The sequence below is a fragment of the Pseudoxanthomonas sp. genome (assembly GCF_035999195.1).
In the GTDB taxonomy this organism is placed as follows: Bacteria; Pseudomonadota; Gammaproteobacteria; order Xanthomonadales; family Xanthomonadaceae; genus Pseudoxanthomonas_A.
In genome coordinates this window covers 907,621-923,256 of the sequence record NZ_DASYGY010000009.1, presented here as the reverse complement: position 1 = coordinate 923,256, position 15,636 = coordinate 907,621, and the positions used below count along the sequence as shown (strand labels likewise).

Genomic DNA, 15,636 nt, shown 5'->3' with positions numbered 1-15,636 from the left:
CCGGAATCCTGCAGGTGACCTGTTTCCGTCGCGGCATGCGTGAGGAAGACAACGCGCCCCGTTGGCGCTCGTGATCCGGCATGTCGCTCATCGCTGCCCAACTTCCTGATGACATCCGGTGTCCGTCGAGGGTACCCATGGTGTCCGCGTTTCCGCGCGGGCTGGGCGGCGCGTCCTTTGAACACGTGCTCCGGCAGCATGCGCTGGTGGTGGTGTTCGCGCTGGATGACTGGTCGGCCTGGACGAGCGATGCGCTCGACCTCCTCGATGCGCGGGAACACGAACGCGTGCGACGTCAACGACGGGAGCGGGATCGGCACCGCATGGCGCTCGCGTACGCGCTGCATCGTCTGTTGCTCGCGCAGGCCCTGCGGATGGCACCGGCGCACGTTCCTCTCGGGCGTGATGCGCGGGGGCGCCCGGTACTCGCGGGTCTGGAGGCAGTCACCAGCCTGAGTCACGCCGACGGGCACGTCGCGGTGGCGGTGACCCTGCACGGCCCCATCGGCGTCGACATCGAGCCCGTCCACCGCGTCGGGACCATGGCCGACATTGCCGAACGGATTTGCCATGGGGATGAGCGGACGTCTGTCGCGGGTCGTCGCGATGCCGGGCGGGGTGCTGCGCTGCTCGACCTGTGGGTGCGCAAGGAGGCGTTTCTCAAGGCGGCCGGCGTCGGGCTTGCGCGGGAAATGGATACCTTCGCCTTGCCCGAGGGGATGCCGACGTGCCTGCATCCCGGTCAGTCCGTGCAGGTACGCACCGACCTGCTGGATCTGGGGCCCGATGTCGTGTGCGCCGTGTCGCGCAGGCCCGACATCGCATGCGCCGCCGGCCGGGTGGGGCCGGTCGGTGCAGGCGACCTGCGTTAGCACGCAAGCGCCGTGTCCGGATATGTCACGTTTTGCGTTTTTGGGTGAAGAGAGGCGCTACGGCGGCGGCCGTCCGCCGAATCGGCAAGGCCGTGCGGGCGCGAAGCCGCCGGAGTGGGCGTACACACAGGGGACGCAATGAAATCCACCAACGCCAGCCAGAAATCCAGGGCCATCCGCTTCCTGTGGCTGCTGGAAGTCGTGATCATCGTGCTTGCCGTGCTGGGCTCGGCCTGGCTGCGCTTCCTGAATGATCAGGAGACGCGCCTGGAGTTCGTCGAACAGGCGCCGGCGCGGGCGCTGCTGGTGGCGTTGTGCCTGACCGGCGCCATGGCGGCATTCGGCCTGTACCAGGTGCACATGCGCCACAGCCGCATGGACTTCTTCCTTCGCTTCCTCATGTCGTTCGTGCTGGGCGGCATTGCGCTGGTGGTGCTGTATTACCTCGTGCCGCAGGCCTACATCGGCCGTGGCGTGCTGGCGCTCTCGCTGGCCATCTCGGCGGTGGCCATCGCGGCGGTGCGGATGCTGTCGGTCAGCCTGTTCCGCACCGACGTCCTCAAGCAGCGCCTGCTGGTGCTCGGTGCAGGCAACAACGCGGACCTGATCAACAGCCGCATGCGCCGCAAGGCGGACCGCCGCAGCTTCATGATCGTCGGCTTCGTGCCGGTCGACGGGCAGCCCGTCGTCGTGCGGGAGGATCTGCTGCTGCGGCCCCGGAGCACGCTGGCCGACCTGGTGGAGGAACTGCAGATCGACGAACTGGTGATCGCGCCCGACGAACGCCGTGGCGGCCTGCCGATGGAAGACATGCTGCAGTGCGTGCAGCAGGGCGTGAACGTGGTCGACCTGTCGACGTTCTTCGAGCGCGAAGCCGGCATGGTGCAGTTGAACATCGTCGATCCCTCGTGGCTGGTGTTCTCCGGCGGTTTCGACTACTCCACGCCGCGGCGCCTCAGCAAGCGGTTCTTCGACCTGCTCGCGGCGGGCGCGCTGCTGGTGATGGCCTGGCCGCTGATGCTGCTGACCGCGCTGGCGGTGTGGCTGGAGTCGGGCGGTCCGATCCTCTACAGCCAGATCCGCGTGGGCGAGCGCGGCAACCACTTCAAGCTGACCAAGTTCCGCAGCATGCGAACGGACGCGGAGAAGGGCGGGGTCGCGGTCTGGGCGAGCAAGGACGACGACCGCACGACGCGCGTGGGCCGCTTCATCCGCAAGACGCGCCTGGACGAACTGCCGCAGCTGTTCGCGGTGCTGCGCGGCGACATGAGCTTCGTCGGCCCGCGGCCGGAACGTCCGCAGTTCGTCGACATGCTCAACGACGAGGTCCGCTACTACCGCGTCCGTCATTGCGTGAAGCCGGGCCTTACCGGGTGGGCGCAACTGCGCTACCCGTACGGCGCCTCGGTGAAGGATGCCGAAGAGAAGCTGAAGTTCGATCTCTTCTACGTCAAGAACCACGGCCTGGTCTTCGACGTGATGATCCTGTTGCAGACGGTGGAAGTGGTGCTGTTCGGCCGCGGCGCGCGCTGAGGCGTCAGGGGCGCAGGGCCGAGGCCGTGGGTGCGGAGAAGATCAGGTACGCGGCGATCGCCATCAGTACCAGCAGCACCAGCCAGCTGCGCCGCGATACGTTGGCGAAGCCGTCGTTGCGCGATCGCGGTGCCTGCAGGGACGTCGAACCCGGGTGACCCGACGCGGGCCGGGAGCGTACGGTCGTCATGGCCGGGCCGCCGGGCAGCCGGCCGTGCTGCTTGCGGAACTGCATCGCCAACCCATACAGGGACGTGAGCTCCGGCAGGCCGAGTTGTCCGTCATCGTCCGTCGGGACGACATTGCCGCGCCGGTCCGGGTGCAATTCGGCGACACGCTTCCGATAGGCGCGCTTGAACTCCTCAAGGCTGCAGTCCGGCCTGAGGTCGAGTTGTGCATACAGGCGCGAAAAGTCTGGCGTCGTCATCCGTTGCTCCCGCGGGCATCCTAGCCTGTGTCGAGGCGCGCCGCGAGGCAGCGGTCCGCTGGCCGTCGCGACGTGCTTCTTCCGTTATCTGGCAGGCAGACTCACGGGGAACGGAAGATTCGGATGCAAGCCACGAATGCCGGCAGCGACACGACGTCCGCAGGCAAGGCCCATGGGGCCTCGGTGCTCGCGACAGGAGCACCCGCGTTGATCGAACTTCCGCTCGACCGTCCGCGTGGCGCGACGTCGTCGCGGGTCGACGCGAGCCTGTCCATCGACGTCGACGGGGAACTGCGCGACGCGATCGCTTTGTTCGCTTCGGATGCGGGCGCGACCCCTACGCACGTGCTGCTGGCGGCCTGGGTCCTGCTGCTTCATCGCCTGTCGGGCCAGGACGACCTGGAGCTGGCGGTGCAGGATGGCACGCACCTGCGACCCCTGAGGATGGCCCTCGATCCCGCACTCCCGTTCAGGGGCCTCGTCGAACGGATCGTGTGGGCCGAGGCGGACGCATCGTCGTCGGCGGCCGTGGTGCACGCCGGTCCGGACGACGCATCGTCGGCCTGGCAGGTCGTGTTCGGCACGCGCGCGACCGAGGCGACGGAGCTGGCCTTGGTCATGACCGGTCCCGACCTGCCGACGGGCGTGTCGCTCCATTACGCGTCCTCCCTGCTGGTCGCCGACACGGTCGGGCGTTTCCTGGAGTACTGGCGCCGGTTGCTGGTGAATGCCTTGCGGGACATCGAGCTGCCTCTGGCCCGCGTGCCGATGATGGACGCCGCGGAGCGGCAGGCCATGCTCGAACGCTGGAACGACACCCGCACCGCCTACGATCTCGACACCTGCCTGCACGTCATGATCGAGGCGCAGGTCCGCCGGACTCCACAAGCGGTCGCGGTGGTGGCGGGCGACGCTCGTCTGGACTTCGCCGGCCTCAATGCGCGCGCCAACCAGCTGGCGCGCCACCTGCGGCGGCTGGGCGTGGGCACCGACAGCCGCGTGGGTGTCTGCACGGAACGCGGACTGGACATGGTGGTGGGGCTGCTGGCGATCCTGAAGGCCGGCGGCGCCTATGTGCCGCTGGATCCGCATTACCCCAAGGATCGCCTGGCGCACATGCTGTCCGACTGCGCCCCGGTGGCGCTGCTCACGCAGCACGCGCTGCGTCCGGTGCTGGCCACGCTCGAGGTGCGGTGCCCCGTACTGGACCTGTCGGATGCATCGCCCCCGTGGTCGCACGAATCCGTCGAGGACATCCCGGTCGGCGAAAGCGGTGTGCAGGCAAGACACCTGGCGTACATGATCTACACCTCCGGCTCCACGGGCCTGCCGAAGGGGGCGATGAACGAGCATCGGGGCATCGTCAACCGGCTGCTGTGGATGCAGGATGCCTACCGCCTGGACGCGCACGATACCGTGCTGCAGAAGACGCCTTTCAGTTTCGATGTCTCGGTGTGGGAATTCTTCTGGCCGCTGTTGACCGGTGCGCGGCTGGTGATGGCCAGGCCCGAAGGACACAAGGATCCCGCGTATCTCTCTCGCGTCATCCGCGAACACGGCGTGACCACGTTGCATTTCGTGCCGTCCATGCTGCACGCCTTCCTCGAACATCCGGATGCCGGCGCCTGCGCGGGTGTGCTCGAGCGCGTGATGTGCAGTGGCGAGGCCCTGCCGGCGGCCCTGGTGGACCGCTTCCACGAGGTGCTGCCGGGCGTCGAGCTGCACAACCTCTACGGCCCCACGGAAGCGGCCGTGGACGTGACCGCCTTCGCCTGCACGCCGGGCGTGGCCCGCACCAGCATCCCGATCGGCAAGCCGATCGCCAACACGCGCATGTACGTGCTCGACCCGTGCGGAGAACCGGTGCCGCAGGGCGTGTCGGGCGAACTGTTCATCGCCGGCGTGCAGGTCGGACGCGGTTACCTCAACCGCGACGACCTGACCGCGGAGCGATTCCTGCCCGACCCGTTCTCGGCCGACGCCGGCGCGCGCATGTACCGCACCGGCGACCTCGGGCGCTGGCTGCCGGACGGCAACATCGAGTACCTCGGCCGCAACGATTTCCAGGTGAAGATCCGCGGCTTCCGCATCGAGCTGGGCGAAATCGAGGCGAGGCTGCTGGCGCATCCGCAGGTCAGCGGCGGCGTGGTGCTGGCCAGCCCCGATGCCGACGGCGAGCTGCGGCTGGTGGCCTACTACGTGTCGCGCCAGGGCGATGCGGCGATCAGCGTGCAGGACTTCCGCGCGCACCTGTCGCAGCATCTGCCCGAGCACATGGTGCCGGCGCACTTCGTGCGGCTGGACGCCTTGCCGGTCACGCCCAACGGCAAGCTCGACCGGCGCGCATTGCCTGCGCCCGACAACGCGCGCCCCGAGCTGGCGACTGCCTATGAGCCGCCGGTCACGGCCGGCGAGCGCGCGGTCTGCGCGGCGTTCAGCACGATCCTCGGCGTGGCGACCGTGGGGCGGCACGACAATTTCTTCGACCTGGGCGGCAATTCGCTGCTCGCGATGCGCCTGCTCGAACGCATCCGCCGCGAACGCGCCACCGCCGATGGCGAATCGGCGGCCGTCCCCGCCACCGTGTTCTTCCGCGATCCCACCCCGGCGGGGTTGGCCGCGGCGCTCGACGGGCAGGGCAGCACCGCCCTGGACGCGGCGCGCCTGGGCCGCGGCCGCCACGAGGCATCCGCACGCGAACCCATCGCCCTGATCGCCATGGCGGGGCGCTTCCCGGGCGCGTCGACGGTCGAGGCGTTCTGGCAGAACCTGCTGGACGGACGCGACACCATCACCCTGTTCAAGCCGGAAGATCTCGACCCCTCCATCCCGGCCAGCGAACGCCTGGATCCCGCCTATGTCGCCGCGCGCGGCATCATCGAGGGACTGGAGCAGTTCGACGCCGGCTTCTTCGGCATCAGTCCGCGCGAGGCGGAACTGATGGACCCCCAGCAACGCATCTTCCTGGAGCTGTGCTGGGAATGCCTGGAGCGTGGCGGCTATGCACCGGATGCCACGCCGGGTCCGGTCGGCGTATTCGCCGGCATGAACAACGCCACGTATTTCCAGCATCACTTGGCGCAGCGGCCCGATCTGATCGAGAAGCTCGGCGCCTTCCAGGTGATGGTCAACAACGAGAAGGACTACATCGCCACGCGCGTGGCGCACAAGCTCAACCTCACTGGTCCGGCAGTCAGCACGCACACCGCGTGCTCGACCTCGCTGGTGGCGATCTGCCAGGCGGTGGACAGCCTGCGTGCCGGCCAGTGCGACATGGCGCTGGCCGGGGCGGCCTCGGCGACCTGCCCGCCGAACAGCGGCTACCGCCACATCGAAGGCGCGATGCTGTCGCCGGACGGGCACACGCGCGCGTTCGACGAGCATGCGCGCGGTACCGTCTTCAGCGACGGCGCCGCCGTGGTGCTGCTGAAGCGCCTGTCCGACGCGCTGGCCGATGGCGACACCATCCACGCGCTGATCCGCGGTGCGGCCATCAACAACGACGGCGGCCAGAAGGCCAGTTTCACCGCGCCGAGCAGCGACGGGCAGGCGGCGGTGATCGCCATGGCGCAGGCCGATGCCGGCGTATCGCCGCGCGACATCGGCTACGTCGAGGCGCATGGCACGGCCACGCCGCTGGGCGATCCCATCGAGATCGAAGGACTGACCAAGGCATTCCGCCGCGGCACCGCGGACACCGGCTTCTGCCGGGTGGGCTCGGTGAAGAGCAACGTCGGTCACCTGGTCATCGCGGCGGGCGCGGCGGGCGTCATCAAGACGGCGTGCGCGCTGCGCGAGGAACGCATTCCGGCGACCGTGCATTTCACCCGTCCGAACCCGACGATCGATTTCGCCAGCACGCCGTTCGTGGTCAACGGCGCACTGACCGACTGGACGCGCCGCGAAGGCGCTCCGCGGCTGGCCGGCGTAAGTTCCTTCGGCGTGGGCGGCACCAATGCGCACGTGGTGATGCAGGAAGCCCCGTCGCTGTCGCCCAGCGATACGGCGGACGGTCCGCAGGTGCTGGTGCTGTCCGCGCGCACTCCGGTCGCGCTGGGACGCATGGCGCAGGCGCTGGCCGGCCATCTCGAGGCACAGCCGCACCTCAACCTGGCCGATGTCGCGTGGACGCTCGGCGTGGGCCGCAAGGCGTTCCCGCACCGCATCGCACTGGCGGTGGACGATGCCGCGCACGCCACCGCGCTGTTGCGCAGTCCCGAGACCGCCACGGCGATCGCGCGCGGACGGCCCGCGCACGCGACCGGTGCGGTGTTCCTGTTCCCCGGCCAGGGGTCGCAGTACGCCGGCATGGGGCGCGCGCTGTACGCGGCCGAACCGCATTTCCGCGAGGCCTTCGACGCCTGTGCCGACGGGTTGCGCGAGGAACTCGGCTTCGACCTGCGCGAGGTCGTGTTCGGCGACGATGCGGATGCGCTGTTGCCGACGTCGGTGATGCAGCCGGCGATCTTCTCGATCGAGTACTCGCTGGCCCGGTTGTGGATGAGCCTGGGCGTGACGCCCGCGGCGATGCTGGGCCACAGCATCGGCGAATTCGCCGCAGCGACGCTGGCCGGCGTGTTTTCGCTGGAGGACGCGCTGACCCTGGTCGCGCGGCGCGGACGCCTGATGCAGGCGCAGCCGACCGGTTCCATGCTGTCGGTGCGCATGCCGGCCGACGCATTGATGGCGCGCCTGCCGGCGGCGCTGTCGCTGGCCGCAGAGAACGCGCCGGGCGCCTGCGTGGTGTCGGGACCGGGCGACGCCGTCGCCGCGTTCCAGGCCGAGCTGGAAGGCGAGGGCACGGCCTGCCGTCCGTTGCATACCTCGCATGCGTTCCACTCGGCGATGATGGATGCGGTGGTGGAGCAGTTCCGCGGCGAAGTGGCCGCCGTGCAGCGCCACGCGCCGCAACTGCCCGTGCTGTCCACGGCCACCGCACAATGGCTGGATGCCGACACCGCCACGTCGCCCGACTACTGGGCACGGCATCTGCGGCAGCCCGTGCGCTTCTCGGCGGCGCTGCTGGAAGCGCTGGCCCTGCCCGCCGGCGTGATGCTGGAAGTGGGCACGCGCACCACGCTGGCGGCATTGGCGCGGCAGCATCCACAACTGTCCAAGGCGCAGAAGGTCGCGGTGTCCACGCTCGCCGACACCGCGCAGAGCGAGCTGTCGCAGTTCCGCCAGGCGGCCGGACAGCTGTGGATGCACGGCGTCGCGATCGACCTGTCCCGCCTGGACCGGCGCGCGCGCAGGCAGCGCATCTGCCTGCCGACCTACGCCTTCGAACGGCAGCGCTACTGGATCGACGCGTCCCCGGTGGCCAGCGCCAGCGTGTTGCCGCATCCCGCCGTCGTCGCCCAGGCGCAGGACCCTCCGGGGCTGCATCTGGTCGACACCACCCCCGGCGATGCTGGCACCGCCTCCGGTGAGGACCGGCTGGTCGCCCGTCTGCGTGCGTTGTTCGAGGATGCGGCCGGCCTCGAGGTCGCCGATGCGGACACGCATTTCATCGAAGCCGGCCTGGACAGCCTGATGCTGACCCAGATCGCCCTGCGGTTACAGAAGACGTTCGGGGTGAAGGTCACCTTCCGACAGTTGATGGGCGAGTGCGCCACGCTGGCGACGCTGGCCGCCCTGCTCGCGCCGCACGTGCCCGACGACGCGCCGCCGGTGGCGGCACCGGTCGCGGTCGCCGCGGTCGCATCGGCCGCCGCCGCGCCGGCGGACCGCATGCAGGCACCGGCGGCACCCGACACGGGAGACGGCGACGCCGGCATCCGTTCGGTCGTCGAACGGCAGCTGCAACTGATGTCGCAGCAACTGGCCTTGCTGATGCAGGCCGGGACCGTCGATGCCGACACCCTGCGCAGCGTGATGAACCAGCAACACGCACTGATGGCGCGCCAGCTGTCGCTGGTCGAGGGCGATGCCGCACCAGCCACGCACGTCGATGACGTTTCCCCGGGGACGGATGCGCCGCCGCTGCCGATCGCGCCGTTGTCGCCCGTTTCGTCGCCGCGCGCGCCGATGGATGCGCGCTACCCGGTCGTGCCGGGTGCGCGGCTCGGCCGTTCGCCCGATGGCGAGCCGGCCTGGTACGTGCCCCATCCGGAGCACGCCGGTCGTTACCTCAAGGTGGCAGGATGAACCCAGCGTTGCCGCAGTCCGTATCGTCCCTGTCCGCCGTCGACTACGACCCCTTCGCCGGTGGCGAACTCGCCTGCGTGGTGCCCAGCACCGAGCCGCAGCGCGAGATATGGCTGGCCGACCAGCTCGATGCCGAGGCATCGCTGTCGTTCAACCTGTCGGTGTCGCTCCGCCTGCGCGGCGTGCTGGACCGCGCCGCATTGGCCGCCGCGCTGCAGGCGCTCGTGGATCGCCACGAATCGTTGCGCGCCGTGCTGGATCCCACCGGCGAGCGCCTGTGCATCCGCCAGCCGTTGCCGTTCGCGCTGGAGTACACCGATCTCGCCGTGCTGCAGGGCGAAGCGCAGCGAGAGGAGGTGGAAGCGCGTGTGCGCGCCACGGTAGAGACGCCGTTCCGCGTGAGCCACGACCTGCTGTTCCGCGCCGAACTGCTGCGCCTTGCCGAGCACGACCATCAGCTGTTGCTCAGCGCGCACCATGTCGCCTGCGATGGCTGGTCGTGGTGGGTCATCGTGCGCGAGCTGGGCGCGCTGTACGCGCTCCATGCGGGGCACGCATCGGCACCGCTGCCGCCCGCACAGGCGTACAGCGACTATGCGATGGCGGAGGCCACGGGTACCGACCTGCGCCAGCAGCAGGAGGACGAAGCGTTCTGGCTCGCTCGCTTCGCCACCGACATCCCCGTGCTCGACCTGCCCACCGACCGTCCCCGACCGGCGCGGCGCACCTTCGCCTCCGCCCGCGTCGACCATGTGCTGGACCACGCACTGACCACGTCCTTGCGCCAGCTCGGCGCGCGGCGCGGCGCCAGCCTGTTCGCCACGCTGCTGGCCGGTTTCTCGACGCTGCTGGGTCGCCTGTCGGGGCAGGACAGCGTCGTGGTCGGCATTCCCGCGGCGGGCCAGGCGGTCGGTGGGCACGACACCCTGGTCGGCCACTGCGTCAACACCCTGCCGCTGCGTTTCGACCTGTCGGCCCGGCAGGGATTCGGGGCTGCGCTGGACGGCGCGCAGGACGTACTGCTGGATGCGCTGGAGCACCAGCGCTGCACCTTCGGCACGCTGCTGAAGAAGCTTCCGATCGCGCGCGATCCCAGCCGCATGCCGCTGGTGAACATGCTGTTCAACATCGACCAGGCGCTGGACAGCGAGGCGCACGCGTTCCCCGGGCTGTCGCTGGAGTTCTTCGACAATCCGCGCCGCTTCGATACCTTCGAACTGTTCGTCAACGCCGCGCAGGTGCAGGGTGCCCTGCGGCTGGAGTGCCAGTACAACCGCGACCTGTTCGACGAAGCCACCGTGCGGCGCTGGCTGGCCGGCTACGAATGCCTGCTGCGCGCCGCGGTACGCGACGGTGATGTGGCGATCGCGGCGCTGCCGCTGGTCGATGCCGCCGGTCATGCGGAACTGGCCGCGCTGCAGCCGCCGCCGGTGGCGTACGACCGCGACGCGCGCATGCATGAGCATTTCGAGCGCCAGAGCGATCTGACGCCCGACCGCGTGGCGGTGCGCGACGCGAACGGCACACTGACGTACGCGCAGCTGGAAGCGCGCGCCAACCGCATCGCCCATCTGCTGCGCGCGCAGGGCGCTCGCCGCGGCAGCCTGGTCGGGCTGTCGGTCGACCGCGACGCCGACATGCTGGCGGCCCTGCTCGGCATCCTGAAGACGGGTGCCGGTTACGTGCCGCTCGATCCGGGCTTCCCGGCCGAGCGACTGACCTACATGGCGGGCGACGCCGGCCTGGCGGCGCTGGTGACGCAGCGGCGCCATGCCGCGCAGTGCGCGTTGCCGGGACGCCCGGTGCTGGTGCTGGACGAACTGCAGGACGCGCTGGCAATGCAGCCGGCGACGCGGATCGGCCGCGACCTCGACAGCGCCTTGCCGGAATCGGCCGCCTACGTCATCTACACCTCCGGCTCCACCGGCAAGCCGAAGGGCGTGCAGGTGCCGCATCGCGCCGTCGCCAACTTCCTGGTCGGCATGCAGGCGGAGCCCGGCATCGGCGCGGACGACCGCCTGTTGGCGGTGACCACGCTGTCCTTCGACATCGCGGTGCTCGAACTCATGCTGCCGCTGTCGGTCGGCGCGCAGGTCGTCATCGCCGATCGCGAGACCGCGATCGACGCGGACGCATTGCGTGCGCGCCTGCAGGAAGAGCGCATCACGCTGATGCAGGCGACGCCGGCCACCTGGCGCCTGCTGCTCGAAGCCGGCTGGCAGGGCGGCGCGGATTTCGTGGCCCTGTGCGGCGGCGAGCCCATGGCCCCCGACCTGGCGCAACAGCTGCTGCCGCGCTGCGCGGCGCTGTGGAATCTCTACGGACCCACCGAGACCACGGTGTGGTCGACCTGCGCCCGCGTGGAGCAGGGGGCGGGCGGCGTGCCGGACATCCACATCGGGCATCCCATCGCGAACACCCAGGTCTGGATCCTCGACGAGCAGGGCAGCCTGTGCCCGCGCGGCGTCCCCGGCGAGATCTGCATCGGCGGCGATGGCGTCACCCTGGGCTATCTCAACCGGCCGGAGCTGACGGCAGACCGCTTCATTCCCGACCGGTACCACGCCGATGCGCCGGAGGGCGCGCGCGTCTACCGCACCGGCGATCGCGGACGCTGGCGTCCCGACGGCCAACTGGAACACCAGGGCCGCCTGGACTTCCAGGTCAAGGTGCGCGGCTATCGCATCGAACTGGGCGAAATAGAAGCCAACCTGGCCACGCATCCCGCGGTCGCGCGCGTCGTCGCGATGGCGCGCGAGGACCGGCCGGGCGACGTGCGCCTGGTCGCGTACGTGGTGCCGCAGCCGGGCTCCGCGCTGGACGAGGCCGGGATGGGTGCGCACCTGCGCGGCAGCCTGCCCGACTACATGATTCCCCAGCATCTGGTGACGATGCCGGCGATTCCGCTGCTGCCCAACGGCAAGGTGGACCGCAAGTCGCTGCCGGCCCCGCAGGGCGTGGATGCGGTGCGCGGCGAGCGTCGCGCGCCGCGTGGCACGGTGGAGGAACGGGTGGCCACGGCAATGGCCGAGGTCCTCGGCGTGCCGTCGGTCGGTGCGGAAGACGATTTCTTCGCCATCGGCGGTCATTCGTTGTTGGCGGCGCGGTTGGCGTCGCGCCTGTCCGCCGCCTTCGGTGTCGCACTGCCGCTGCGGAGCCTGTTCGAGACACCGACGGTGGCGCAACTGGCGACGCTGCTCGGCGATGCGGACGCACCGGCCACGCTGCCTCCGGCGATCAATGTGCCGCGGCTGGACGATCCCTCGGTCGCGCCGCTGTCGCTGATGCAGCAGCGCCTGTGGGTCATGGACCACATGCAGCCCGGTTACACCGGCTACAACATCCAGTCGGCGCATCGCCTGCATGGGCCGCTGGACCTCACTGCCCTGGAGGATGCCTTCGCCAAGGTCGTGCGCCGCCAGCCGGTGCTGCGCACGCGACTTGAAGCAACGGATGACGGTGCCGTGCAGCGCGTGCTCGACGATGTCCGGCCGACGTTGCAGCCGCTGGAAGACCTGTCGTCGCTGCCCGCGGCGGAACGCGAGGCGGTGCTGGCGCGCCGGATGGACGAACTGACGGCCGAGGTGATCCCGCTCGATCGCGCGCCGCTGTACCGGGTACGCCTGTTCCGGTTGTCGGCGCAGGAGCACGTACTGTTCTTCATGGTGCACCACACCGTGTGGGACGGGATGTCGATCAACCTGTTCTGCGATGAAATGGCCGCGCTGTACGGGACCTACAGTGCCGGTGGGCTGTCCACGCTGCCCGAACCCGAGCGCACCTATGCCGAATATGCCGCCTGGAATGCCGGCCGACGCGATTCGGCCGACCTGCAGGCGCAGCTGCGGCACTGGACCGCGCATCTGCAGGGCCATGCGGAACCGCTGCACCTGCCCGAGGATTTCCCGCGCCCGACCCAGCCGTCCGGTCGCGGCGGCGCGCAGCTCATGCACATCGACGCGGCACTGACGAACGGCCTGCGTGCGGTGGGCGCGCAGGCCGACGCCACGCTGTTCATGACGCTGCTCGCGGCGTGGTACGTGCTGCTGCACCGGATCACGGGCCAGCGCGACCTCGTGGTCGGCCTGCCGGTACGCAACGTGCCCGAAGGCATGGACGATGTGATGGGCTTTTTCGTCAACATCCTGCCGGTACGCGTGCAGGTGGATCCGGACATGCCGTTCACCGCGCTGGTGGCACGGGTACGGTCGGCGGTGCTGGACTGCTTCTCGCATCCCGATGTGCCGCTGGAGCAGCTGGTGCAGGCCCTCGGCGTGCCGCGCGATCCCAGCCGTCCGCCGGTGTACCAGTCGGTGTTCTCCTTCCAGGACATCCGCGATCGCAAGACCACCTGGGGCGGCCTGCGCTACGAGCACGTGATGCTGCCGCACCACACCGCCAACCAGGACCTCGCGCTGTGGTGCTTCGAGGATGCCGACGGACTGGCCGCCGACCTCAACTACAACGCCGACATCCTGTCGCCGGCCTCGGGCAGGCGCCTGCATGGGCGGTTCATGGCGCTGCTGGAAGCGGTGAGGCGCGATCCGGCAGCCAGGGTGGGCGATACCCTGCTGTTGAGCGATGACGACCGCGACGCGCTCGCGGCGTGGAATTCCACGGCCGCCGAGTGGCCCGCGCAGCGCACGCTGCATGGCCTGCTCCAGGCGCAGGCGACCGCCACGCCCGCGCGCATCGCCCTGCGCTTCGGCGCGCAGACGCTGACGTACGCCGATCTGCATGCGCGCGCCGGCCGCATCGCCGATGCGCTGCATGCGCGTGGTGTCCGCCCCGGCGACGTGGTGGGCGTATGCCTCGACCGGCATCCGGATCTGGTCGCCGGCATGCTGGCCGTGCTGAGGTGCGGCGCCGCCTACGTGCCGCTGGATCCCGCCTATCCCGGCGACCGTCTCCAGTTCATGGCGCAGGACGCCGGCCTGGCGCTGGTGCTGTCGGAAGGCGAACTGGCCGCGCCGCTGGCATGGCCGCGCGAGAAGCTGCTGCTGGTCGATGCGGACGCCGCCGGCATGGACGCCGCGCCCGCCACCGTGTCCGCGCTCACGGACGATCGGGCGTCGCCGGCCTCCGTCGCGTACGTCATCTACACCTCGGGTTCGACCGGCAAGCCCAAGGGCGTGCAGGTGCCGCACGGGGCGGTGGTCAACTTCCTGCACAGCATGCGCCGCGAACCGGGCCTGGCCCAGGACGATCGCCTGCTGGCGGTCACCACCACCTCGTTCGACATCGCCGTGCTGGAGCTCTTCCTGCCACTGAGCGTGGGTGCCGAGGTGGTGCTCGCCACCCGCGAGGCGGCGATGGACGGCACCGAGATCGCGGCATTGCTGGAGCGGACGGGCGTCAATGTCATGCAGGCCACGCCGGCCAGCTGGCGCATGCTGGTGGAGACCGGCTGGCGCGCGCGGGCGCCCTTCAAGGCGCTGTGCGGCGGCGAACCGCTGCCGGCCGATCTGGCGATCCAGTTGCTGGAGTGCGGCGCCGAACTCTGGAACATGTACGGACCCACCGAAACCACCGTGTGGTCGACCTGCATGCGCGTGCTGCCGGCGACCGATGGGGGCGCGCCGGACATCCACATCGGTCGCCCCATCAACAACACCACGGTCTGGGTACTGGACGAGCGCGGACAGATCTGTCCGCCGGGCGTGTCGGGCGAAATCCACATCGGCGGCGATGGCGTCACCCTCGGCTACCTGCACCGCCCCGAGCTGACGGCTGAGCGTTTCATCCCGGACGCCTGCGTGCAGCATCCCGGCGTGGGTCGCGGAGGATTGCCGCCCCGCCTGTACCGGACCGGCGACCGCGGACGCTGGCGCCACGATGGCGTGCTCGAACACCAGGGGCGCCTCGATTTCCAGGTGAAGGTGCGCGGCCATCGCATCGAGCTCGGCGAGATCGAACACGCACTGGCCGTGCAGCCCGGCGTCGGCCGCGCGGTGGTGATGGTGCGCGAGGACCGTCCCGGCGACGTGCGCCTGGTGGCGTACGTGGTGCCTGCGCCGCAGGCGGCGCTCGACGACGCGGCGCTGCTGGCGGCGCTGCGCGGCACGCTGCCGCACTACATGGTGCCGCAGCATCTGGTCCACCTGGCGTCCATACCGCTGTTGCCCAACGGAAAGACCGATCGCAAGGCCTTGCCCGCGCCGTCGCATCCGCCCGCCGGGCAGGAGGTGCGGACCCGTGTCGAACGCCCACGACATGCCGATCCGCGCGTGACCTACCTGATCGACGTCTGGAGCGAACTGCTGGGCACCGACGCAGGACCGGACGACAACTTCTTCGAGCTGGGGGGACATTCCATGCTGGCCGTGCAGATGGCCAATCGGGTGGCCCGCGATACCGGCGTGCGCCTGCGCCTGCTGTCGTTGGCGACGCAGACGCTGGCACAGGCGGCGGCGGCGCTGCCGCAGGCGTCCGCGATGCGTGCGCCGCCCGCCAAGGCCGCTCCGCGTGGCTGGTGGGGACGTGTGCGGCGTTGGCTGGGCCGGGTGGACACCGGGACATGAGACGGTCGATGCACGAGGGGAGCGCGGTCGGCAAGTCACGCGCGCGCATGGCGGACGTGCGGCCATGCTCCGGGAGGGCCGCATGCTAGGCTTGCCGCCAGGGGAACACGCGGGCAGGACGTTCGCTGATGCAGCG

5 protein-coding genes are annotated in these 15,636 nt (G+C 70.1%); 4 read left to right on the top strand and 1 reads right to left on the bottom strand.

The genetic code is table 11. The features are described 5' to 3' along the window. Positions 1–137 precede the first annotated feature (137 nt). Positions 138–872 carry a 4'-phosphopantetheinyl transferase family protein gene (locus VGN58_RS11400; protein WP_327483345.1) on the top strand — a complete coding sequence of 245 codons (735 nt, stop codon included), beginning with the start codon at positions 138–140 and terminating at the stop codon, positions 870–872. Between the two features lie 138 nt (positions 873–1,010). Then, on the top strand, positions 1,011–2,405 hold the full coding sequence (locus tag VGN58_RS11395) for a TIGR03013 family XrtA/PEP-CTERM system glycosyltransferase (protein WP_327483344.1): 1,395 nt from the start codon (positions 1,011–1,013) through the stop codon (positions 2,403–2,405). A 4-nt stretch (positions 2,406–2,409) separates the two neighbouring features. Here VGN58_RS11395 and VGN58_RS11390 read toward each other — a convergent pair whose 3' ends face one another. Further along, the gene (locus VGN58_RS11390) at positions 2,410–2,832 is read right to left on the bottom strand and encodes a J domain-containing protein (RefSeq protein WP_327483343.1); all 423 of its coding nucleotides are present in this window, start codon (positions 2,830–2,832) and stop codon (positions 2,410–2,412) included. Positions 2,833–2,955: 123 nt separating this feature from the next. Here VGN58_RS11390 and VGN58_RS11385 point away from each other — a divergent pair, with 123 nt between their 5' ends. Next, positions 2,956–8,979 carry a polyketide synthase gene (locus VGN58_RS11385; RefSeq protein ID WP_327483342.1) on the top strand — a complete coding sequence of 2,008 codons (6,024 nt, stop codon included), beginning with the start codon at positions 2,956–2,958 and terminating at the stop codon, positions 8,977–8,979. Continuing rightward, positions 8,976–15,500 (top strand): non-ribosomal peptide synthetase, encoded by a 6,525-nt coding sequence (locus VGN58_RS11380; protein ID WP_327483341.1) that lies wholly within the window; start codon positions 8,976–8,978, stop codon positions 15,498–15,500. Before VGN58_RS11385 ends, VGN58_RS11380 begins: the two co-directional genes overlap by 4 nt. Positions 15,501–15,636 lie beyond the last annotated feature (136 nt).

Excerpts from the sequence above, each read along its gene's own strand:
- VGN58_RS11380 (WP_327483341.1), top strand. The coding sequence starts at position 8,976 with ATGAACCCAGCGTTGCCGCAGTCCGTATCGTCCCTGTCCGCCGTCGAC.
- VGN58_RS11395 (WP_327483344.1), top strand. The coding sequence starts at position 1,011 with ATGAAATCCACCAACGCCAGCCAGAAATCCAGGGCCATCCGCTTCCTG.
- VGN58_RS11385 (WP_327483342.1), top strand. The coding sequence starts at position 2,956 with ATGCAAGCCACGAATGCCGGCAGCGACACGACGTCCGCAGGCAAGGCC.
- VGN58_RS11400 (WP_327483345.1), top strand. The coding sequence starts at position 138 with ATGGTGTCCGCGTTTCCGCGCGGGCTGGGCGGCGCGTCCTTTGAACAC.
- VGN58_RS11390 (WP_327483343.1), bottom strand. The coding sequence starts at position 2,832 with ATGACGACGCCAGACTTTTCGCGCCTGTATGCACAACTCGACCTCAGG.